At 62.6% G+C, this 23,050-nt stretch carries 18 protein-coding genes and 1 pseudogene; 9 read left to right on the forward strand and 10 right to left on the reverse strand.

What is annotated here, in order from left to right; genetic code table 11:
* From BUC24_RS25085 to rpsL, 4 genes are all read right to left on the reverse strand, one after another.
* Positions 1-194: GTP-binding protein (locus tag BUC24_RS25085; RefSeq protein ID WP_229448425.1), on the reverse strand; the 194-nt coding region annotated here is incomplete at its 3' end.
* A gap of 83 nt (positions 195-277) precedes the next feature.
* Positions 278-2,383 carry an elongation factor G gene (gene fusA, locus BUC24_RS25090; RefSeq protein ID WP_073223276.1) on the reverse strand — a complete coding sequence of 702 codons (2,106 nt, stop codon included), beginning with the start codon at positions 2,381-2,383 and terminating at the stop codon, positions 278-280.
* A gap of 114 nt (positions 2,384-2,497) precedes the next feature.
* Positions 2,498-2,968 carry a 30S ribosomal protein S7 gene (gene rpsG, locus BUC24_RS25095; RefSeq protein WP_025603542.1) on the reverse strand — a complete coding sequence of 157 codons (471 nt, stop codon included), beginning with the start codon at positions 2,966-2,968 and terminating at the stop codon, positions 2,498-2,500.
* Between the two features lie 117 nt (positions 2,969-3,085).
* The gene (gene rpsL, locus BUC24_RS25100; RefSeq protein WP_073223278.1) at positions 3,086-3,469 is read right to left on the reverse strand and encodes a 30S ribosomal protein S12; all 384 of its coding nucleotides are present in this window, start codon (positions 3,467-3,469) and stop codon (positions 3,086-3,088) included.
* A gap of 294 nt (positions 3,470-3,763) precedes the next feature.
* On the opposite strand from rpsL, the gene BUC24_RS25105 reads away from it, so the two are divergent.
* Positions 3,764-5,560 (forward strand): phosphoethanolamine transferase, encoded by a 1,797-nt coding sequence (locus tag BUC24_RS25105; RefSeq protein ID WP_073223280.1) that lies wholly within the window; start codon positions 3,764-3,766, stop codon positions 5,558-5,560.
* Positions 5,561-5,753: 193 nt separating this feature from the next.
* Positions 5,754-6,410, forward strand: a pseudogene (locus BUC24_RS27590) (DUF1624 domain-containing protein); the annotation flags it as partial.
* 446 nt (positions 6,411-6,856) lie between these two features.
* Here BUC24_RS27590 and BUC24_RS25115 read toward each other — a convergent pair.
* Positions 6,857-8,389: a MutS-related protein gene (locus BUC24_RS25115; RefSeq protein WP_073223282.1), complete on the reverse strand. Its 1,533-nt coding sequence runs from the start codon at positions 8,387-8,389 to the stop codon at positions 6,857-6,859.
* A gap of 213 nt (positions 8,390-8,602) precedes the next feature.
* Between BUC24_RS25115 and BUC24_RS25120 the strand changes: the two genes are divergently transcribed.
* The 7 genes from BUC24_RS25120 to BUC24_RS25150 are packed head-to-tail and all read left to right on the forward strand — an operon-like array spanning position 8,603 to position 16,667.
* Positions 8,603-9,871 carry an efflux RND transporter periplasmic adaptor subunit gene (locus tag BUC24_RS25120; RefSeq protein WP_073223401.1) on the forward strand — a complete coding sequence of 423 codons (1,269 nt, stop codon included), beginning with the start codon at positions 8,603-8,605 and terminating at the stop codon, positions 9,869-9,871.
* A gap of 20 nt (positions 9,872-9,891) precedes the next feature.
* Entirely contained in the window at positions 9,892-10,614 is a 723-nt protein-coding gene (locus BUC24_RS25125) for an ABC transporter ATP-binding protein (protein WP_073223284.1), read from the forward strand.
* 10 nt (positions 10,615-10,624) lie between these two features.
* On the forward strand, positions 10,625-11,935 hold the full coding sequence (locus BUC24_RS25130) for an ABC transporter permease (RefSeq protein ID WP_073223285.1): 1,311 nt from the start codon (positions 10,625-10,627) through the stop codon (positions 11,933-11,935).
* 12 nt (positions 11,936-11,947) lie between these two features.
* The gene (locus tag BUC24_RS25135) at positions 11,948-13,180 is read left to right on the forward strand and encodes an ABC transporter permease (protein ID WP_073223287.1); all 1,233 of its coding nucleotides are present in this window, start codon (positions 11,948-11,950) and stop codon (positions 13,178-13,180) included.
* 58 nt (positions 13,181-13,238) lie between these two features.
* A complete protein-coding gene (locus BUC24_RS25140) occupies positions 13,239-14,570 on the forward strand; it encodes a sigma-54-dependent transcriptional regulator (RefSeq protein WP_073223289.1) in 1,332 nt (443 codons plus the stop codon).
* Positions 14,570-15,889: a sensor histidine kinase gene (locus tag BUC24_RS25145; RefSeq protein ID WP_143167657.1), complete on the forward strand. Its 1,320-nt coding sequence runs from the start codon at positions 14,570-14,572 to the stop codon at positions 15,887-15,889. Before BUC24_RS25140 ends, BUC24_RS25145 begins: the two co-directional genes overlap by 1 nt.
* A gap of 10 nt (positions 15,890-15,899) precedes the next feature.
* Positions 15,900-16,667, forward strand: coding sequence for a spermine/spermidine synthase domain-containing protein (locus BUC24_RS25150; RefSeq protein WP_073223291.1), 768 nt, complete (start codon positions 15,900-15,902; stop codon positions 16,665-16,667).
* Here BUC24_RS25150 and BUC24_RS25155 read toward each other — a convergent pair.
* From BUC24_RS25155 to BUC24_RS25175, 5 genes are read right to left on the reverse strand one after another with little or no spacing between them, the layout of a single operon-like run.
* Positions 16,636-17,691, reverse strand: coding sequence for a DUF3592 domain-containing protein (locus tag BUC24_RS25155; protein WP_073223293.1), 1,056 nt, complete (start codon positions 17,689-17,691; stop codon positions 16,636-16,638). The two genes, BUC24_RS25150 and BUC24_RS25155, sit on opposite strands and share 32 nt — an antisense overlap.
* A 22-nt stretch (positions 17,692-17,713) precedes the next feature.
* Positions 17,714-19,246: a hypothetical protein gene (locus BUC24_RS25160; RefSeq protein ID WP_073223295.1), complete on the reverse strand. Its 1,533-nt coding sequence runs from the start codon at positions 19,244-19,246 to the stop codon at positions 17,714-17,716.
* A complete protein-coding gene (locus BUC24_RS25165; RefSeq protein ID WP_073223297.1) occupies positions 19,243-21,198 on the reverse strand; it encodes a DUF4175 family protein in 1,956 nt (651 codons plus the stop codon). The genes BUC24_RS25160 and BUC24_RS25165 overlap by 4 nt, the downstream gene beginning before the upstream one ends.
* Positions 21,182-22,159, reverse strand: a complete 978-nt coding sequence (locus tag BUC24_RS25170) for a hypothetical protein (RefSeq protein WP_073223299.1) — start codon at positions 22,157-22,159, stop codon at positions 21,182-21,184. Before BUC24_RS25170 ends, BUC24_RS25165 begins: the two co-directional genes overlap by 17 nt.
* Positions 22,156-23,049: a DUF58 domain-containing protein gene (locus BUC24_RS25175; protein WP_073223301.1), complete on the reverse strand. Its 894-nt coding sequence runs from the start codon at positions 23,047-23,049 to the stop codon at positions 22,156-22,158. The genes BUC24_RS25170 and BUC24_RS25175 overlap by 4 nt, the downstream gene beginning before the upstream one ends.
* Position 23,050 lies beyond the last annotated feature (1 nt).

Consider the following 23,050-nt stretch of genomic DNA (forward strand, 5'->3'; position numbering starts at 1 on the left):
GTGTTGATGGTAATGCCGCGTGCTTTTTCTTCTGGTGCTGCATCGATCTGGTCGTATGCTTTAGCTTCGCCGCCGAATTTCTTCGACAGAACGGTTGCGATTGCAGCCGTCAGCGTGGTTTTGCCGTGGTCGACGTGACCGATGGTACCGACGTTGACGTGCGGTTTGGTCCGTTCGAATTTACCTTTTGCCATTTTGATCTTCCTTTAAATTTACTAGTCAGTTGGCAACAGGACCGAACATCGCTGCGCGATATCCGGCACTGTCGCCCAATTTGTTATTTAGCTTTAGCAGTAACGATTGCGTCGGTAACGTGCTTAGGCGCTTCCGAGTAGTGCTTGAATTCCATCGTGTAAGTTGCACGGCCTTGCGTTGCGGAACGCAGCGAGGTCGAGTAACCGAACATTTCCGACAGAGGCACTTCAGCTTTGATGATCTTGCCACCGCCGCCTGGGATCTCGTCCATGCCCTGCACCATACCGCGGCGGGACGACAAGTCGCCCATCACGGTACCGGCGTAGTCTTCCGGCGTTTCCACTTCCACGGCCATCATTGGCTCGAGGATGACTGGCGATGCTTTGCGGCAGCCGTCTTTGAAGGCCATCGAAGCTGCCATCTGGAACGCGTTTTCGTTCGAGTCCACATCGTGGTACGAACCGAAGAACAGCGTAACCTTGACGTCAACGACTGGGTAGCCAGCCAACACACCGGTGTTGAGCGTACCGCGCACACCCTTTTCAACTGCAGGGATGTATTCGCGTGGAACGGTACCGCCCTTGATGGCGTCAACGAATTCGAAGCCCTTGCCCGGTTCTTGCGGCTCGATCTTCAGAACCACGTGACCGTACTGACCACGACCACCCGACTGCTTGACGAACTTGCCTTCGGATTCTTCGCAGGTCTTGCGGATCGTTTCGCGGTAGGCAACCTGTGGCTTGCCGACGGTTGCTTCCACGCCGAATTCGCGCTTCATGCGGTCAACGATAATTTCCAGGTGCAGCTCGCCCATACCACCAATGATGGTCTGGCCCGATTCTTCATCGGTCTTGACGCGGAACGAAGGATCTTCCTGTGCCAGGCGGTTCAGCGCCAGGCCCATTTTTTCCTGGTCAGCCTTGGTCTTAGGCTCAACAGCCTGTTGAATCACTGGCTCAGGGAAGACCATTTTTTCCAGGGTGATGATGGCCGATGGGTCGCACAGGGTTTCGCCCGTGGTTGCATCTTTCAGGCCCACCGCTGCGGCGATGTCGCCGGCGCGCACTTCTTTGATTTCTTCGCGCTGATTCGCGTGCATCTGCAGAATACGGCCAAGGCGTTCTTTCTTGCCCTTGATCGGATTGTAGACGGTGTCGCCCGAATTGATCGTGCCCGAATAGACGCGGAAGAAGATCAGCTGGCCCACGAACGGGTCGGTCATGATCTTGAACGCCAGCGCGGCGAATTTCTCGTCGTCAGCTGCTTTACGGGTGGTAGGCTGGTCGTCTTCGTCCATGCCGCCGACTGGTGGAATGTCGATTGGCGATGGCAGGTATTCGATCACGCCGTCGAGCATGGCTTGCACGCCCTTGTTCTTGAACGCGGTACCGCACATCATTGGCACGATTTCCGAAGCGATGGTGCGCTGACGCAGAGCGGCCTTGATCTCTTCTTCCGACAGATCGCCTTCTTCCAGGTACTTGTTCATCAGTTCGTCGTTCGCTTCAGCAGCGGTTTCGACCATCTTCAGACGCCATTCAGCAGCCTGCTCTTGCAGTTCTGCCGGGATGTCGCGGTAGTCGAACTTCATGCCTTGCGATGCGTCGTCCCAGTAGATGGCTTTCATCTTGACCAGATCGACCACGCCTTTGAAGTTGTCTTCAGCGCCGATAGGAATTTGCAGTGGAATCGGGTTGGCCTTCAGGCGCGAACGCATTTGTTCGTAGACCTTGAAGAAGTTCGCACCGGTACGGTCCATCTTGTTGACGAAGGCCAGACGTGGCACTTTGTACTTGTTGGCCTGACGCCATACGGTTTCCGACTGTGGCTGTACGCCGCCGACTGCGCAGTAAACCATGCAAGCGCCGTCGAGCACGCGCATCGAGCGTTCAACTTCAATGGTGAAGTCAACGTGGCCCGGGGTGTCGATGATGTTGATGTGGTGCTCAGGGAAGTTGTTCGCCATGCCCTTCCAGAAGCAGGTCGTCGCTGCCGAGGTAATGGTGATGCCGCGTTCCTGCTCTTGCTCCATCCAGTCCATGGTGGCCGCGCCATCATGCACTTCGCCGATCTTGTGGTTCACGCCCGTGTAGAACAGGACGCGCTCGGTCGTGGTGGTCTTGCCAGCATCGATGTGAGCGGAGATACCGATATTGCGGTAGCGCTCAATGGGGGTCTTGCGTGCCATAATTATTCCTAAATCTTTTAATGGACAAAACCGAGCGGCATTTTGTGAACAAAATGAGCCCGGCCTCGAACAACGGATGCATGGCCGCGCCCCTCGCAGGGGTTGGCCACTTGATTAGAAGCGGAAGTGCGAGAATGCCTTGTTCGCTTCAGCCATGCGGTGAACTTCGTCACGCTTCTTCATAGCACCGCCGCGCATTTCTGCGGCTTCCATCAACTCACCACCCAGGCGTTGCGGCATGGATTTTTCGCTGCGCTTGTTTGCGGCTTCGCGCAACCAACGCATGGACAGCGCCATACGACGAACCGGACGAACTTCAACTGGCACCTGGTAGTTGGCACCACCGACGCGGCGGGATTTTACCTCGACCATCGGTTTGGCATTGTTGATCGCGGTTGCAAACACTTCGAGCGGGTCCTTGCCGGACTTTTGCTTGATGTGCTCGAATGCACCGTAGATGATGTTTTCTGCGACCGATTTTTTACCGGACAGCATCAAAACGTTGACGAATTTTGCGACATCCGTATTGCCGAATTTTGGATCAGGCAGGATCTCGCGTTTGGGGACTTCACGACGACGTGGCATTTCAATTCCTTTCAGTCTTCAGTTGAGCGCGCTTAGCGCACTCGCGGTGGCCATCATAGCCATCCACTTACTCGACCGGTTCTGGTCGGTTCAACTAACTTTTAATGGGTAAGAAAATTACTTCTTACCAGCTTTAGCGCGCTTCGTACCGTACTTCGAACGAGCTTGCTTACGGTCTTTAACGCCCTGGGTATCCAGTGCACCGCGAACCATGTGGTAACGCACACCCGGCAAATCTTTTACACGACCGCCGCGCAGCAGCACGACACTGTGTTCTTGCAGGTTGTGGCCTTCACCGCCGATGTACGAAATGACTTCGAAACCGTTGGTCAGGCGAACTTTGGCGACTTTACGCAGAGCCGAGTTTGGCTTCTTTGGGGTCGTCGTATATACACGGGTGCAAACACCACGTTTTTGCGGGCTGTTTTCCAGCGCCGGCGATTTGCTTTTCACGGTCAGAGCGACGCGTGGGCTGCGAATCAGTTGATTGATGGTTGGCATCGTTATTAATCCAACAAAATTACAACATGAATAACCCGGGCGATTGCCCGGGGACTAAAACTGAAACTTTGTCCCGCGTTCACTGACAACAGAGGCGCCGAAAGCCACTCGCAAGGGAGCGGCTGTGGTACGCACACGATGTGCAGAATAAATTCGAGAACTCGCGAGTATAAGCCTGGCCGAGCCTGAGGTCAACTTGTTTACCGTTCAGGGGCTATCCACACTGCATTTAAAAAACGCCCGCTGACGCCAAACGCCGCGATAATACGCGCTTCCCCGACATTGCCCTGCCCCATGACCGCTGTGCTGCGCCCCGCGAAGCTGTTTCTTCTGCTGACCTACCTGGCATTGTCCCTCGTGCCCTTCTTTCCTTTGCTTTTTGGCAAGACCGTAGAGCAGCCCTGGCAATTGCTGGGGGTGGAAGTGATCGCCTGGGTGGCCATATGGGCGGTGTTCAAGCGGCCAGCCTGGTTTCACTGGCTGCTGATCCCTGCCTTTCTGGCGCTGCCGACCGAGCTGTATCTGTATACCTATTATGGTCAGCCGATTTCCACCCATCACCTGGGCATCATTGTCGAAACCAGCCCCAAGGAAGCGATGGAGTTTCTGGGAAACACAGTCTGGCTGATGCTGGCCGTGACGCTCGCGGTGATTGCCTGGTGGGCGGCCACCTGGCGCATTGCCCTGGCCGACCGTGAGCTGGACTGGAACGACGCCTCGCGCTGGATTGCCCTGGCCGGCCTTGGCGCCGCTGCGGCCGTGCTGGCATATGGGGTGGAATTCGGTATCACGCCCGCTGCCACGGCCAGCAAGAGCGCGCCGTCTGCCGTGGCAGGCGCCAGCTGGACCGGGCTCAGCTTGCCGCCGCTGCCGCACGAAGCCCGCGTGCCAGTCGAGCTGGAGGCCCTGGCACGCTCCTGGCCGTTTGGGCTGGTTTGGCGCGGGATCGACTTTTATAATGAACGCCAGCATCTGGCGGAGCTGGGCGAACGCAACAGCCAGTTCCGCTTCCAGGCCAGTCAGGCCAACCAGGATGGCGCTGCGCAGACTATGGTCATGGTGATTGGCGAATCGTCCCGCTACGACCGCTGGCAGTTGAACGGCTATGAACGCGCCACCAATCCCCTGCTCAGCCAGGAAAAGAACCTGGTGGTGCTGCCGGACGTGATTACGCCCGTGTCGGCCACGCGCCTGTCGGTGCCGGTGATGATTTCACGCAAGCCACCGATGCAGAGCCTGAAAGATGGCTTTGCCGAAAAATCCTTCCTGACCGCCTATAAAGAGGCGGGCTTCAAAACCTACTGGCTGTCGAACCAGGTTTCGTTCGGCAAATTCGACACGCCGGTCTCGGTGTTTGCCAAGGAAGCCGACGTGATCCAGTTCATGAACCTGGGCGGCTTTACCAATCATTCGAATTTTGACCAGATTTTGCTGGGCCCTCTGCGCAATGCCCTGGCCGACCCTGCGCCGCGCAAGCTGATTGTGCTGCACACCCTGGGCAGCCACTGGAACTACAGCCAGCGCCACCCGAAAGAGTTCGACCACTGGCAGCCATCTTTGTTCGGCATCGACAAGCCGGTCGTCACCAACACCGCCATCAAGCCGCTGATGAACAACAGTTACGACAACAGCGTGCTGTATACAGACTGGTTCCTGGCCCAGGTGATCGGCCAGCTCAGGGGCGCCGCCCAGCGCAGCGCCATGGTGTACGTGTCCGACCACGGCCAATCGCTGTACGACAACAGTTGCAAGCTGGCTTTCCACGGGCATAACACCCAGTTCGACTTCCACGTGCCCGCCCTGCTCTGGTATTCCGACCAGTTCCAGGCCAGCCGCCCGGACAAGATCGCCGAACTGGCGCGCCACCGCACAGCGCGCCTGGGCACCGAAAACATGTTCCACACCTTGCTCGACCTGGCGGACATTCATTACCCTGGCGAACGGCTGGACTGGAGTTTTGTCAATCCGGCGTTCCAGCCGCACACGCGCTACGTCGACAGCTATGGCTGGTCCGATTACGACAACGCCACGCTCAAGGGCGACTGCCGTGAAATCATGGACAAAGGCACGCCGCTCAAACGCGAGAAATAGCGCGTCCGGTTGCTTGGCATAACCTGTAGCAAGACATCGCCCTCGCGAAGGCGGGGGCCCATACCACTTCGGCGAAGTTGTTCAACGTGGTATGGCCCCCCGCCTTCGCGAGGGCGATGTGGTGCATCTAGCTATTCCCCCAGTTCGCGTATATTCTTGGCAACATCCACAGCCAGCCAGAAGGATGCGCCGCATGACCAAGCCTGCCCGAGTCCCCGCCATCGACATGTTGCGCGGCTTCGTCATCGCCCTCATGGCGCTGGACCACACGCGCGACTTCTTCGGCTACACCCGCTTCGACCCGGAGGATCTCGCCACCACCGAGCCAGCCTGGTTCTGGACACGCTGGATCACCCATTTGTGCGCAACGGTGTTCGTGCTGCTGGCCGGCAGTTCGGCCTATCTGCGCGGGCAAAAAACCGGCATCCCTGCGCTGTCGCGCTACCTGGCCACGCGCGGCGCCATGCTGATCGTGCTGGAAGCGACCTGGATCAGCTTCAGCTGGCAGTTCGGCTACCAGGTCACTATCTTGCAGGTGATCTGGGCCATTGGCGCATCGATGCTGATCATGGCGCTGCTGGTGTGGTTGCCGCGCGTGGCCATTGGCGCCATCGGCGCGGCCCTGATCCTGACCCACAACGCGTTTGATGGCTACACCTCCACCAGCCTGCTGTGGGGCGCCTGGCACCAGGGCGGCTTTTTCCCGATGGGCGACAGCCTGGGCATGCAGGGCCTGGTGATTCGCTACCCGCTCATGCCCTGGGTCGGCTTGATGGCCGCCGGCTATGCGCTGGGGCCCGTGTTTCAGTGGGAGGCGGCGCGCCGCATGCGCTTCTGGCTCACGGCAGCGGCAGTCCTGCTGACGGCTTTCCTGATACTGCGCGGCTTTAACATCTACGGCGACGCAAGCCACTGGTCGCCCCAGCCGCGCGGCGCGATGTTCGACCTGATGTCATTCGTGCGCGTGTCGAAGTATCCGCCCTCGCTGCTGTACCTGCTGGTGACGGTCGGTATCGGCATGCTGCTATTGGCGCTGTTCGAGCGGATCCGCGAAAACCGGGTGCTGATGCTGTTTGGCCGCACGCCCATGTTCTTCTACGTGATTCACATCGCGCTGATTCACTTCCTGGGCAATCTGTACTTCGATCTGCGTTATGGCGGTGGCCCGGTGTTTGCCAACGGCGTGGCCACCTGGCCGGATGGCTACGTGCATTCGCTGCCAGTGGTGTACCTGGCCTGGGCGGCGATTCTGGCGCTGATGTACGGTTTGACGGTGGCATGGACGCGCTGGCGTGGTCAGCCCAGCACGCCAGCGCTGTCGGCCGGGTGAGCCAGATAGCCATTCAGCCAGTCGAACACTTTGCCCGCATTGCTTTGCACTGCGGGCCCGAATCCGCGCTCCGCCAGCAAACGAATGCCGTTGGTATGCGCCAGTACGCCCGGGGACAGTGTCAGGGCGCCGTCCTCGCGGCTGACGCACAGCGGATCGAGCCGGTGCTGCAGCAGACTTGCCAATACCAGATTGTGAGACGAGACCAGCACCAGTGAACGCTGCGCCAGCACGTCCAGTACCGATGCGGCGGCGGACACTGATTCGAGGTGATTGGTACCTCTGAAAATTTCGTCAATAATGCAGATGCCCGGATGCGGACCGTCGGCGGCGGCAAGCAGCTCGCTGGCGCGGCGCAGTTCGGCGATGTACAGGCTTTCGCCGCGCAGCAGCGAGTCGTCGTTCTGCATACTGCAGTAAATCGGCAAATCCGGGACCCGGGCCGTTTCGGCGTAGCAGAAACCGAAGGCGCGCGCGGCGATCAGATTCAAGCCGGCAGTGCGCAGCAAGGTACTCTTGCCAATCCCGTTCTGCCCGGAGATGAATGCGCCCTTTCCCGCCAGTTCAAGACTGAGCGCCTGTGCGGCCGGCAGCAAAGGATGGACCATGCCACGCAGCGTCAGTGCCGTGTGGCTGGCGCGCTCGGCCCAGCAAAACCGGGGCGTGGCGCGCAGATGGCGCGCCAGTGCAATGTCGGCTTCCCAGTCGGCGATGCGCAGCATGGTGGCCCGCAGCAGCGGCAAATGGGCCTGCACCACCTGCGTGCAGTGAAAATAGTGATTCACATTCGTCAGGGCGAACCAGTCCTGGTAGCTGCGCAGACCCGGTACCAATAAACTGGCTGGCGCGCGCGTGAGGGCACGGTTCACTCGCGCCGCCTCGGCGGCATCGCGGTGGCTGGTTTCACTGGCCACACGCAGCAACATTTGCAAGGCCAGCATGGTGCGCTGCCATTGCTCGACCTGCTGGCCATAACGGACCTGATTCGACATCAGGAAAAACAGCAGCGCGCCGGTGCCGAGCCAGGCCAGCGGCGACCAAAGTATCGCCGCCGCCATCGACCCCAGAAGCAGAAACGGTACGCACCAGGTTTTGCCCGCCCAGATGGGCAAGCTCGTTGGCTCAGGGGCGAACAGCAGCGTCGCGATTTCCTGGTCGGCGTGGCGCAGCGGCTTGCAGGCCAGGTGCTGCGCATCGATCTGCGCTGGCGCATCCACCAGTGAACGCAAGGAGCGCCCCGCATCGGCGCCAGCGCCTTCGCGCAAACGCTGATAAAGCGCCTGCTGACCGAATATGCTCACTTCCTGCGACAGGACCGCGTGGTACTGGCCCAGCATCAGGTCGGACCAGGTGGCATCATCAACAGCGTGCCTGCCGGGTTCATGGCACAGCTGCTGAAGCCTGGCCTGATCGCTTTCCACAAAGGGATAGTCGGCCGGCTCGCGCGCGGGGATATCGAACAGGGCACGCAGCAAGCGGACCGCGGATGCAAATGGCATGAAACCTTTCTTGACCCCCGGACGGGAGCGGGAAGCTACCGCGCCATATGTGGACATTGATACAAATAACAAGTGTCCGCCAACACCGCGCAAACAGTCCGGCCGGACGCTGCGGACACGTGTTCGTCCATACAAACTTCCTTAATAATCAAGGCTCTTGCAAGTGGCACGGTTCGTGCATCAGTGGTGGTATTGTCGTCAACGTACACCACCATGATCCGCGATACCTCTTCTCAAGATGCTGTGATCCAGGCCCCGCGCGGGCAAGCATTCAAGCGCCGCGCGCTGTTCGGCGGCGGCGCGCTGGCCGTGCTTGCATTGGCCTTTATGGCCGTCGCGGGCTGGCGTTCAAGCGAGGCATCGGTCAACGGCGCACGCTTGCGCATTGCCGAGGTCACGCGCGGCACCCTGGTGCGCGACGCCGCCGTCAATGGCCGCATCGTCGCTGCCGTCAGCCCCACGCTGTACTCCACCGCGCCCTCGACGGTCACCCTGAAAGTGGCTGCGGGCGACACCGTCAAGCGCGGTCAGGTCCTGGCCGTGCTGGAGTCGCCCGACCTGTCGGACGCGCTGAAACGCGAGCAGTCCAGCTACCAGCAGCTGGAAGCGGAAGTGGCACGCCAGCAGATCCTGGCGCGCAAGCAGAAGCTGCTGGCCCAGCGCGAAGCCGACACCGCCGAAATCGACCGCCTGTCGGCCCAGCGCACGCTGGAACGCTACCAGGCCGTGGCCAACGAAGGCGTGATCGCCAAGATCGACTTCCAGAAAGCCAAGGATGCCGTGGCCTCGGCCGAGATCCGCGCGCGCCACGCCGCCAAGGCTGCCGCCCTCGAGGGCGACGACGTGGGCCTGGCCCTCAAGACCAAGGTCAATGAACTGGACCGCCAGCGCCTGTCCATGGCCAACGCCCAGCGCCGCGTGGACGAATTGAGCGTGCGCGCGCCGGTGGACGGCTTCATCGGCACGCTGTCAGTGCAGAACCGCAGCGTGGTGGCGGCCAACACCGCGCTTATGACGCTGGTCGATCTGTCGCGCCTTGAGGTCGAGCTGGAAGTACCGGAAAGCTATGTGGCCGACATGGGCCTGGGCATGAGCGCCGAAATCCAGCTGGGCGCCGCCACCGCAACCGGCAAACTCTCGGCGCTGTCGCCGGAAGTGGTGCGCAACCAGGTGCTGGCACGGGTGCGCTTTGACGGCGCCCAGCCCAAGGGTTTGCGCCAGAGCCAGCGCGTGACGGCGCGGCTGCTGATCGAAGAAAAACCAAACGTGATGCTGGTGGCGCGCGGACCGTTTGTGGAATCCGAAGGCGGCCGCTTTGCCTACGTGGTGCGCGACGGCGTGGCCGTGCGCACCCCGATCACGCTGGGCGCGACCAGCGTCGGCAGCGTTGAAATTCTGTCCGGCGTCCAGCCGGGCGACAAGCTTGTCATTGCAGGCACCGACACGTTTGCCAATGCGGCGCGCGTCTCCATCAATAAATAAAACTACCGAAAGGACCTTCCATGCTGCGCATGACCAATCTGAGCAAGGTGTACCGTACCCACATGATCGAAACCCACGCGCTGCGCGGGTTCGAGATCCAGGTCAACCAGGGCGAGTTCGTCACCGTGACCGGTCCTTCCGGTTCCGGCAAGACCAGCTTTTTGAACATCGCCGGCCTGCTGGAAGAATTCAACGATGGCGAATACGTTTTGGACGGCATCAACGTCAAGGGCATGGATGACAACGCGCGCTCGCGCCTGCGCAACGAGAAGCTGGGCTTCATTTTCCAGGGCTTCAACCTGATTCCCGACCTGTCGCTGTTCGACAATGTCGACGTACCGCTGCGCTACCGTGGCTTCAACGCGGCCGAGCGCAAGGAGCGGATCGAAGACGCGCTCGCCAAAGTGGGCCTGGCCTCGCGCATGAAGCATTATCCGGCCGAGCTATCGGGCGGCCAGCAGCAGCGCGTGGCCATCGCGCGCGCACTGGCAGGTTCGCCCAAGCTCTTGCTGGCCGATGAACCGACCGGCAACCTCGATACGCAAATGGCACGCGGCGTGATGGAGCTGCTGGAGGAAATCAACGCCCAGGGCACCACCATTTTGATGGTCACCCACGATCCGGAACTGGCGGTGCGCTCGCAGCGCAATGTGCACATCATCGACGGCCAGGTGTCGGACCTGGTGCGCAAGGCGCCCACCCTGTTCGACGCCAAGACCGCTGGCGCCAGCCACCCTGCCTGAGGAGAGCGCGATGTTCCAGTATTACTTCATGCTCGGGCTGCGCAGCCTGCGCCGTAACCCCGCGCTGACCGCCTTGATGGTGCTCACGCTGGCCATTGGCGTGGCAGCGAGCATTTCGACTCTGACCATTTTGCAGGTCATGTCGGGCAATCCCATTCCGCACAAGAGCGACCGCCTGTTCGTGCCCGTGCTGGACGTCGGTCCCGTGGAAGGCTATACGCCAGGCGAAGAGCCGAACGACTTCCAGATGAGCTATACCGAAGCGTCCAATTTCCTCAAAAGCGGCCAGGGCGAGCGGCGCACGGCGATCTTTGGCATATCCGCCCCGATCGAGCCTGCCCGCACCGACATTGGCGTATTTCCCGCCAACGGCCTGGCGCTCACCAGCGATTTCTTCAGCATGTTCGAGGCGCCCTTCCGGCACGGCCAGAGCTGGACCGAAGCAGAAGACAAAGCAGGCGCGCAAGTGGTGGTACTCAGCCGCGCCATCGCTGAAAAACTGTATGGCAATGCCAGCCCGGTCGGCCAGCGCATGACCATCATGAGCCAGCAATTCCAGATCGTCGGGGTGCTGGACACCTGGGCCCCGCTGCCGCGCTATTACCGCTTGATCGGCGCCAGCGCCTTTGGTGACGGCGACGAATTGTTCATTCCTTTTTCCACCGCCATCCGCCTGGAAGCGAACCCGCAGGGGAACATGAACTGCAGCGCCAACCGCGACCCTGGCTTTGCCGGGATCCTGGCCTCGAACTGTACCTGGATCCAGGTCTGGTTCGAAACCAAAACCGCCGCCGAACGTGCGCAACTGCAAACCTACATCGACAGCTACGCCAGCGAGCAGCGCAAGCTTGGGCGCATGAAGCGCAATTCACCCAACAAGCTGTATGACGTGCAGGAGTGGCTGGTAAAAATGAAGGTGGTCAGCAATGACAGCCGTCTGTCGGCCTGGCTGGCGTTTGGTTTCCTGCTGCTTTGCCTGGTCAATACAATCGGTCTGCTGCTGGCCAAGTTTTCGGTGCGCGCATCGGAAGTGGGCATTCGGCGTGCACTGGGCGCGTCGCGGCGCGAGATTTTCCGTCAGTTCCTGGTCGAGAGCGCGGTCGTGGGTCTGGCCGGCGGCTTGCTTGGCCTGGTGCTGGCACTGGGGGCGCTGGCCCTGATCGCGATGCAGTCCAAGCAGATGGCGACCATCGCGCACATGGACTGGACCATGCTGATATTTACCTTTGTGATGTCGGTGTTTGCCGCCATCGTGGCGGGCCTGCTGCCAACCTGGCGTGCCTGCCAGGTCACACCGGCCATCCAGCTCAAATCACAGTAAGCGGAGAACACGATGCATCCTATTCTTTCTGCGCTGTTGCGCAACAAGACCGGCGCGATTCTGGTGGCGGTGCAGGTGGCCATCAGCCTGGCGATCCTGGCCAACGCCCTGCACATTGTGAATGTGCGCCAGGGCGTGGCCGCCCGGCCGAGCGGCCTGGTGGACGAAGTGTCCACCTTTAACATCAGCACGCGCTGGCTGCGCAAGGAAAACGCGGCCTTCGACCTGGCCGTGCAAAAGCGCGAGACGGCGCTGCTGCGCGCCATTCCGGGCGTGCTTGGCGTGGCCAGCACCAACCAGATGCCGTTGTCCAATTCGGGCAGCAGCACCAGTGTGGCGATTGACCGCAAACAGGTCAACGAGTCCGCCAGCACGGCCATGTACGAAACCGGCGACTCCCTGGTGGCTGCATGGGGCCTGCGCCTGGTGCAAGGGCGCGACTTCACAGCGGCCGACGTCCTGGAACTGGACATGGTGACCAGCACCGAGCAGCCCAAGACAGTGATCATCACCCAGGCGCTGGCTGACAAGCTATGGCCGGGCCAGGCCAGCGTGATTGGCAAGACCATGTTGTTCGGCACGGGAGACACGGCTGACGCGACCCAGATCATCGGCGTTGTCGAGCGCCTGCAGTCGCCCTGGGCGCCGGTGGACGAGTCGGCCGAATACTCGACCATTTTGCCGATGCGCAGTCTGGGCACCACGCCCGGCTCCTCGTACACCGTGCGCACGGAACCGGGTCAGCGCGACCGCATCATGAAAGAAGCCGAAGAAATCCTGCGCAAGGCAACCGCCACCCCGGTCATCATCAAGTCCAAAAGCACGAGCGAAGACCGCAAGCAGCGCTACCGCGCCGATGTGGCCTTGTCGTGGATGCTGATCACGGTCAGCGTTCTGCTGTTGATCATTACCGCCAGCGGCATTGTCGGCATGGCCAGCCTGTGGGTAACCCAGCGCCGCAAGCAAATCGGCGTGCGCCGTGCGCTGGGCGCGCGGCGGGCAGACATTCTGCGCTACTTCATTTCCGAAAACGTCATGATCACCAGCCTGGGCGTCGCCAGCGGCGTGCTGCTGGCGGTGGGCCTCAATCAGCTCCTGGTCAGCAAGCTGGAAATGGCGCGCCTGCCCCTGCCCTACCTGATTGGCGGGGGCGCCGTGTTCTACCTGCTCGGCGTCGTCGCGGTGTATGGCCCCGCATGGAAAGCGGCGACCATCTCGCCCGCGCTGGCGACCCGCAGCGCATGACGGCAATAGGCCGGGGCAAGGGCCCCGGCATGCCTCGCTCAATGCTATGCTAGCGCCCATGCCAACCGTATTGATAATTGACGACAACGCCGCGGTCGCGATCGCCCTCGAAGTCCTGTTCTCGCTGCACGATATCGATGCCGTGCGCGCCGCCTCGCCCGAAGAAGGGCTGGCGATCCTGGGAAAAACCCCGATCGACCTGGTCATCCAGGACATGAACTTCACCGCCGACACCACCTCGGGCGAAGAAGGCACCGCGCTGTTTCGCCAGATCCGCGCCCTGTATCCCGATCTGCCGGTGATTCTGCTCACGGCCTGGACCCACCTGGATGCGGCGGTGGACCTGGTCAAGTCCGGCGCGGCCGACTATCTGTCCAAGCCCTGGAAAGACGACCGCCTGATCGCCACCGTGACCAACCTGATCGAACTGGGTCAGGCCAATCGCGCACTGGCCCAGCACGCACAGCGCGAACGGCGCCAGCGGCGCGACCTGGAACAAGGCTTCGATCTGCGCGGCATGGTGTGGCAGGATCCCGCCACCGAACGCATCTTGCATCTGGCCTGCCAGGTTGCACGCGCCGACGTGCCGGTGCTGATCAGTGGTCCCAATGGGACCGGCAAGGAGCGCATTGCCGAGATCATCCAGGCCAATTCGGCCGTCCGTAACGGTCCCTTCGTGGTCCTGAACTGCGGCGCCCTGCCAGCCGAACTGATTGAAGCGGAGCTGTTTGGCGCCGATGCCGGTGCCTACACCGGCGCGTCCAAGGCACGCGAAGGCAAGTTCGAAGCTGCCGACGGCGGCACCCTGTTCCTCGACGAAATCGGCAACCTGCCCCTGGCCGGTCAGATGAAGCTGTTGCGGGTACTGGAAACGGGCCGCTTCGAGCGGTTGGGATCGAACCGCGAGCGCCAGGTCAAAGTGCGCGTGATCAGCGCCACCAACGCCGACCTGGGCGCCATGATCCGCGCCGGCACCTTCCGCGAAGACCTGTTCTACCGCCTGAACGTGATCGAACTGCGGCTGCCGCCCCTGTCCGCGCGGCCAGCCGACATTTTGCCGCTGGCGGGCAGCTTCCTGGCGCCCGGCAAGCGGCTGGACCACTGTGCCCAGGCCGCCCTGCTGGCCCATGCCTGGCCGGGCAATGTACGTGAACTCAAAAACGTGATGGCGCGCGCCAGCCTGCTGGCGGCGGGCGACGCCATCAAGGCGACCGACCTCGGTTTGCCGCTCGCCGCCGTGGCCAGCACCGAGGCTGAGCCGGACCGCGACGCCATCGTCCAGGCACTGGCGCGCGCCCATGGCGTGGTGGCCCAGGCAGCGGCCGAACTGGGCTTGTCGCGCCAGGCGCTGTACCGGCGCATGGAACGGCTGGGCATCGCGCGGCCCTGATGGCGATGCGCCTGTCGCTGGTAACACGCTGGACGGCACTGGTGGCCACGCTGCTCGCAATGGGCATTGTGATGGCGCTGGTGCTCAATCACTTTTTACCAGCGCGTCCGCTGCTGGTCGGCGCCATTTGCCTTGCCCTGGTGGTGCCGATTGCGGCGATCACCATGCGCGCGCAGATTCAGCCAATTCTGTCGCTGTTTCGCGCGCTGGAGGGCACCGTCACCAGCTACAAGGATGGCGATTTTTCCTTCAGCCTGCACTGGCCGCAGAACGACGAGCTGGCCGATCTGGTTCGTGCCCATAACGCGCTGGGCCACGTGCTGCGCGAACAGCGCCTGGCGCTGGTGCAGCGCGAACTTCTGCTCGACACCATGGTTCAAAATACGCCCGTGGCCATGCTGCTGGTGGGCGATGCAGCCATTGTGTACGCCAATGTGGCGGCGCGCCAGCTGCTCAACCAGGGCCGCCGGCTGGAAGGTCACGCCCTCGAAGAAATCGTCGCCCAGTCCTCGCCCGCGCTGGAGGAGGCACTCGCCCGTGGCGGCGACGGCTTGTTCACCGCCGGCGACAGCGAGGACGAAGAGGTGTACCACCTGGCGCGCCGCAGCTTCATGCTCAACGGGCGCCGGCACGAACTGCTGCTGCTGCGCCAGCTGACCCAGGAACTGCGCCGCCAGGAAGTGCAGACCTGGAAAAAAGTCATCCGCGTGATCAGCCATGAACTGAACAATTCGCTCGCGCCGCTGACTTCCCTGGCCCATTCTGGTGCCGAGCTGGTCAGGCGGGGCCAGACCGAGCGCCTGCCGCAAATCCTGGAAACCATCGAAGAGCGTACCCGTCACCTGGAAACCTTCATCCTTGGCTACGCGCGCTTTGCCAAGCTGCCGACCCCGCGCGTGGAAGCTTGCGACTGGACGGTATTCACCCAGCGGCTGGCGGCCGAGGTGTCGTTCCGCCTGGCCGCGCCGTTGCCGGCCGAAGCCGTCCATTTTGATCCGGCCCAGATGGAACAGGCCCTGCTCAACCTGCTCAAGAATGCACACGAATCGGGCTCGCCGCCAGACGAAGTGGAATTGCACATCAAGGCCGCAATGGGCATGCTGCGCATCGAAGTGATGGACCGCGGCCAGGGCATGAACGACGCTGTGCTGACCAATGCGCTAGTCCCCTTCTATTCGACCAAGCGCGCCGGCACCGGTCTGGGCCTGGCGCTGGCCCGCGAAATCGCCGAAGCGCACGGTGGCCGCATTACGCTGGGCAACCGCGATGGCGGCGGTCTGATGGTCACCATGATCCTGCCTTTGGTGCCAACGCTGTAAAATTCGGACCATGTCCGATTCCTCTTCCCGCTTTTCCGCCCCTGGCTATCCGCCCGCCACCACCACGGAATACCAGGGCGTGCGCTCTTTGCACCTTGGTACCTCCTGGGTGCAGGGCGCGATGCGTCTTTCCAAGCCCGACAATATCGAGCTGGAATACGTGCAGATGATGATGATGTGGATGCTGTTTCTGGACAAGCCACGCCACATCGTCCAGCTGGGACTGGGCAGTGCCGCGCTGACCAAATTCAGCTACCACCGTTTCCCTTCCGCCAAAGTCACCGTCGCCGAACTCAATCCCAATGTAATCGCCATCTGCCGCGCCATGTTCGGCCTGCCGTCCAACGACGAGCGGCTCGATGTGCGAGAAATGGACGCGATGGACTTCGTTCTCGATGCGCGCAACCACAACAGCGTCGATGTGCTGCAGGTCGACCTGTACGACGAAGAAGCGCGCGGCCCGGTACTCGATTCGCCCGAGTTCTACCAGGCCTGCTTTGACTGCCTGAGCGAGAATGGCATCATGACCACCAATGTGTTTGGCGACTTTTCCAACTACGACAAGAACCTGCAGAACATGGAACTGGTGTTTGATGCGGTGGTGTGGCTGCCCGAAGTCCATGACGCGAACATCGTTGTGGTTGCGTTCAAGACGGCGCCGCAAATTGACTTCAGCGTTCTGTACGAGCGTGCCGGCATGATCAAAAAGAGCATGAATCTGCCCGCGAAAAAATGGGTGAATGGGCTCAAGTCGTGGATGCAGGATCACCACGAATGAGTTCCGGCGCGAGCCTGAAATGGGCCGTCGCCTCCAGCGCCATCACCGAAATTTTCCAGCACGCGGGCTTCACGCCGCGCTGTGGCCTTGGCCACTCGGGCACCGCAAGACTGAAATCGGCGTGCGCACAGCCGCGCGCAAGCGTCGCCTCAATCCGGTGCGCCCATATCAGCCGCGCCGCGGCATGCCCGTTGCGGGGGGCCATCTGGACCTGCCCTACCTGAATCTGAACGAAAATCTGCTCTACCTGCGGTTCACAACGCATCCCCAGGGGAGGCTGGAAATGCAAGCGCCCCTTGAACTGCCCTGGCGCTGAAGGAATAATTTCGAGTAAAGGTGTGCCCAGCCGCTGACGGGTGCGCAGCTTGCGCCACCCCGTCCTGGCCAGCGTCATCGCAATGGCGAGCAAGCCAAACACCACCAGTGTCCAGGCCGAACCCTCGCCCAACGCCAGCAATACCGTGGCAAGGCATGCCATCGGCCATGTCCACAGATTCATGATGACAGCAAATACGGCCAGCACGCGGCTGTTGTCTGGATCGGCCCGCAGCAGGCGGCCGCGCGCCGGGACGGTGAGGTCATCGCTGCGCCCGATGGCGGCGGCAACCGCAAGCGTGGGAAAGCCAGTGGCGAGCGCGAAAAGCAGCAACAGCAGCCAGTCGAACTGCCGTGTCAGCACGTTCTGCCGGGGGGTGTTTGGGTCGAACCAGACAGGGATGGTCGTACCGGTCTGAATGGCCCTGCCTGCGATATCAGCACTTGCCTCGATCCGACGCCCGTCTGCCTCGTAATGGTAGTGAATCGTGCTGCGATACACCGCGCCGCGTCTGCCGGGCACAGTGTAGTGCTCCACTTGCTGAACCTGTGCCTGCGCCGGCAGATACGTCAGCGTGCCCCACAAGCCCCATAGCTGGGCCGCCAACGCGTATGACGCGATCAAGCCAAAGATCGCGACCAACAGGCCAACAGCCATGGCAAAAGGACGGTTACGGGTCGTCGCGGGGCGCAGTGTCGGAGTGGTCATACCACTATTTTACAGGCTGGCCTCAGCGACGTTCTCGCCACCACAGCAGCAGCATTGCGGCACCAAACAAGAGAGCGAAAGGCCATGCCGGCACGGGCGCCGGTGTACGGGCCGGCTTGCCGGGGGTGCGCGCGCCGTAGTCGAGCGTGGCCTCGCGCCGCTGCGCCTTTTGCCACTGCGGCCAGTCGTCCTTCGCATACACATATACCCGGCCGGACTGCGGCCTGGCGCCGCCCCACGTGAATTCGAGCCAGCCCGGTACTGTCGGCCACACTGCCACGCACGCGGCGTCGGCGCGGTCCGGCCTGCGTTGCCAGGTTAGCGTTTGCTGCAATGCGGGGAAGCTCACGGCGCCGCTCAGACCTTGACCGCAAATTGCCAGCCTTTGGCCGGGTAGCGGCATTTCTTCGGGATCGATCAGATTGACGTCCGTGGTGCGCTGCACCCCGGACGCGTCCAGCACGTCCTGCCACCACGCCGCCAGCGCGCGCGGCTCGGCAATGGCGTAGCGGTGCCATTCGCCGACGCCCAGCCATGTGATGCGGCCCTTTTCCCAAGGACGGGTCCAGATGCGGTCTCCGGCGGCCACCCAGCCGCCGGCATTTTTAGTCTGCGGCTGGTAGGCAGCGCTGGCCAATGCCAGCGGGCTGCCGGCCGGTTTGGTCTCGGGCTGCTCGCGCAGCTCCAGCTTGAACATGCGCGACCACTTGGCTGGCTCGCTCGCGCTGGCGCCAAGAATCAGCAGCGGCCTGCCCTCGGCCACCTGCACCAGCAAACTGGCGCGCGCAGCGTCAGGCAAGCTTTCGAGGTAGCTGGCATCGACCACGAATAAGTCGGTCTGCGCCAGTGCGACGCGCGGGGCCTCGCTGCGCGTGACAACCTTGCCCAGGGTGACTTGCCAATCAAGTACTGCATTACTCTGCGCGAGCAACTGATTGAGTGCGCGGGCATCGAATGACGGCGCTGAGAAGCGTCCATGCACCTGCAGCGGCACCGGCGCCAGCACCTCGAACGGCACGGGTCCCTGCGCGATGGTTTTGCCGCCCGCGTCCAGCAGGCGCGCCGTGAATACCAGTTTTTCCGCGACTGGCGGCAGCCATTGCACCGACAGTGTGGTGCCGCTGCTGGCATTCTCAGCGACGAGCTGACCATTCTCTGCTAACAGCTGCAGCTTGCGAGCCGCGCCTTGCCGCATGGTGACGCTCAGTTTGAACATGCGTCCCAACTGAAGGGTACGCGGAAAATCAAGCGCCAGCGCCCCGCCATCTGGCGCTGTCCATTCGAGCTTGCGCGCGGGCAGATCCTGCCACTGCGATGCGGGCAGACCGTCGCCACTGACACGCACCGCGTCCGCGCTGCCAATAGCAGGCGCAAGATCGTTTGCGCTGATCGACACCGCACCACCGGCATTGCCGGGCAAGGTCAGATTCAACAGCAGCGCTCCCAATGATGCCGCTGCCACGGCCGCGAGCACCGCATCGAGCCACTTGCGCCGCAGCAGATAGCCAAGGGCGCTGGCCAGGCCGATGACGAACGCCAGAATCGCAGCGATCATGGCTTGCCTCCCTTGCGCCAGGCACGGGCAAATGGCGTATTGGCCTGCGGCGTCGCCTGCAGCAAAATCGGCGCGTCGTTGATGGCGCCACGCAGCCAGGCACGTAACGCCGGGCGGCATTTTTCACAGCCATCCGCCACATCCTGCACGGCGCGCTGGGCTTCGAGACGCTGCTCGTCGCCGGGAATCCGCGAGCGGATCCAGTCTTGTGCTGTGCGGCTCCACAGTGCTGGCAAGGCGCCATTGCCATCGAGTGCCTGCAGCAGCACTTGCAGATCCTGCGGCACGCCCTCGCCGGGACCGCCCTGTGCACGGCGATAGCTCCTGGTTCCGACAACGTCGCCTGTCATGCGAATCTCTTCCTTGATTGGGGGTGGCACGAACGCGGTCTTGTGCAGATAAATGCGGTCCGCCTGCTGCAGTTCCTTGATAGCTTCCAGCGCCTTGTATTCCGGGGGCAGCGCTGCTTTTGGCGTGATTGCCCGCAGCGACTTTTCCGCGTCCCACATGGCAGACAGGGCGCGCCGAAGCACCTTCTTGGTCGATTCGTCGAACAAGGTCGCGTTTTCTTCCTGGTCGTGCTTGTGGCCATACTCCTTCACCAGGTCCTCTTTGCCCCCGTGATCCTCATGTTCGTCGCCAAACAGGCTCGATTCCTCACCCAGGAACTGGCCATAGCGGCGGCGCAGCATGGCCTGGTCGCTGGCGATTGCTTCGCTGCGGCTGCGCACTGTCGCTGGCTCCAGCGACGGCTTGGCTTTCAGGTCCGCGATCAGCTGCTCGGTGTCGATGATGATTTGGCGCTGGCTGCGCAGATTCTCGGGTTTGGCCAGCATTGGCAGCGCCGTCGATTCATCGTCGCTCGCAACGGGCCCGGGCAAGCGCAGCGTGTAGGTAGGTGAAACGGTGGCATGCGGAGGCTCGGCATTGTCGCTCGCACGCACAAAGAAGTACAGTTCGTCGCCCGGCTCCATACCAAGCTCGCTGAGTGACCATTGCTTCGACCAGCTGCGCGTGCGTGGGTCGCTGGACTCCGGCAGCGGCACTTCACGGTCGCTGAAGCGGATGTTTTCACCACTACCGCGCGCCAGTGTCATGTGCAGGACGGCGCGTTTGACAGCATAGTCATCCTTGACGGCGACAGTCATGGTGGCGTTGGTCGCGGTTGCGGGGAGCACCGAGAGCATATCGCGCGGCAGCGCGAACGTGACCACCGGCGCCTCGTCGGGAATCACGCGCAGCTTGTAGCGCTTGCCCTGCCAGCGCCAGAACACCGATTCCGTCGCGCGCCAGCGTGCACAACCCGCGTCCAGCTTGAGCAGCTGGCCATCGCTCAGCTCCACGGGCGGCGCATCGGTCTGCGCCTTAGTGAGACACCATTCGATCTGACTATGCAACGGCACCTGCAGCTCGCGCGGCGCCGTGTCGAAACGTGCCAGTTTGGTATATTCGGGCGGGGTCACGCGCAGCATCAGCGCGGCCGGCTGCACCGGTACCTCGGCGACAGCGACCGTGCGCACGGGCGGCTGATCGGCATGCACATGGCGCCACGCGAACAGGCCTGTCGCCAGCACGGCGCTAAGCACGAGCGCAAGCCAGTGCAGCCGTGTGCGCTGAGCGACAACCTGGGCAATCATGTCATCGCTTAACAGGCTCTGCACGCGCCCCATCAGGCGCTGCTGCTGAAGGCGGCCCAGTGGCGTGGCAGCGTCCTCCAGCAACGCACTGCTGTCTTCCAACGCGGGAATGGCGCCGTCGAGCCAGCGTGGCCATCCGGCGGCAATGCGGGCGCGCAGGCGCACGCAGTCCCAGGCTATCCAGGCCAGCGCAAGCACTGCACCAGGGATCGACGCGAGCAGCACCCATGGCAACAGGAGTGCTGCCCAGAATGGCACCTTGCGCCAGAGTGCGCGGCGCAGCAGGCGCGCAATAATGTCAGCGCCGTTTTGCATGGCTCAGCATCCGTTCAAGCGCGAACAAGACCAGCAAGGCAATGGTCATCAGATAGTGCAGCGCGCCGCCTGCCGGCGCATGAGAGGCCGGGTCGGCTGCCAGCGTCTGCGAGGGCGTTGTCCAGGCAAGGGGTGGATAGTGCAAACGTTGCCAGGTCTCGAACTGGGCGCGTGCGGCCTGCGCATCGCCCGGTGGCCAGTTGGCCGACCACCACAAACGGCCATGCGCACTGTCAGCGTAGTGCAGCCCATGTGCGGCTGGTGCATTCTTCAATTCCGGGAAGGCGCTGCGTTCGCCAGCCCACCACAGCGGCGCGCGCATCGCTTCGGGTGGCGTCTCGGGCAGGTCCCACACAATGAGCTCCGTACCCGCATCCGGCGCGTCCTGCAATACATAGCGCTGCGGGCCCTCGATGGCTGCAAACATGGCACGCCACTGGTCCGCGCGTTTGCTGATGATCGCCACCCGATGTTCGCTTTTCACCAATAGCGCGGGCGCTGTTCGCACAATGACGCTGTGCGCGAGCCGGGGCCGGCTTGCCGGCATTGGGACATTGCCGACCACCAGCAAGCGCGCCCCCGCGCGCCATTCGCGCTCGTGCTGGGCCAGCCAGGCGAAGGCATCGGCGTGCGGCAATGCGATCCGGCTTGCATCGCTCAAACCGGCCTCGCGAATCTGCTTGTCCGCCCATGCCGAATCCGTGCCCGGAACGATCATCACCGCATCGCCGCGCCAGGGGAATGCCGGGTCGGCCAGCCACGCGATAACGGTGGCAAGCAGCAGGCAACGCAGCAGCAGCAAGCTGCGGTCGTGCCAGCGCCACACGCGCTTGTGCAGCGGAATGGATCGGGGAAGAAAGCGCGCGGTTGCCAGTGGCTTGACCGCGGCCCGCTCGCGTTTTTGCCGGTGCCACCAGATCGGCAGCAGCAGTACCGGCGTGGCCAGCCACCACAAGCTCATGATGCCCGCCCGGCCCGGCGCAGCCAGCTACGCAGCACCGACGGCACCCCGTCTTCGATGCATGCGGCCAGTGCCGGCAGATCCTGCTGGCGGCACTGCGTCAGCACCCGCTCGAAATGCGCTTCACGCGCCTGGCGGTACTGGCCAAGCGTGTCCGCAGCCAGCCGGTAGACGCCATCGTTCTGCTCAGGATCGCGCCAGGCGACGTCCAGCGGAAAACTGGCGTCGCGCTCGGCCTCGGTCTGCAAGCACAGTGCGCGCACATCGTGCCGCATGCGGCGCAGCCGCAGCAAGGCTTCGGACTGGGCCGAGGGCCAATCCAGAAAATCGCTGACCGCAAAAATCAGACTGGGCGCACGCGCAAAATGCAGGCTGGCGCGCAAGGCGTCAGTGTCGGGCAACGCACCTTCAGCTTTTGCCTTGTTCAACTGCGCCAGCATGCGGTGCATCTGGCGCGGGCCACGCGACGCCTGGGTGAACTGCACCCGGCCAGCAGTGCAGACCACCAGCCCAAACGCGTCGCCCTGGCGCTGCGCGATTCCGGCCACGCAGGCAAGGATCGCTCGCGCGTACTGAAGCTTGGTCAATCCTTCCACTTTGCGGCTAGGCTCATCCATCGAGGCGGTCGCATCCAGCCAGAGCCAGATGGCCACGTGGCTGTCGCGCTCCGCTTCGCGCACGTAATAGCGATCGGCGCGCGCCATCAGCTTCCAGTCCACGCGGCGCCACTCGTCGCCGGGCGCGTACGCACGGTATTCGGAAAACTCAACCCCGGCGCCGCGCTCGCGACCCGCGTGCATGCCATGGCCAAGACCGGCCAGCACGTGGCGGATGATCAGCTCAAGGTCGGTGGTTTGCGCGATCAGCGCGGGCGTATCCAGCGTCGGCAAA

Source organism: Massilia sp. CF038 (genome assembly GCF_900129765.1).
GTDB lineage: Bacteria > Pseudomonadota > Gammaproteobacteria > Burkholderiales > Burkholderiaceae_D > Telluria_A.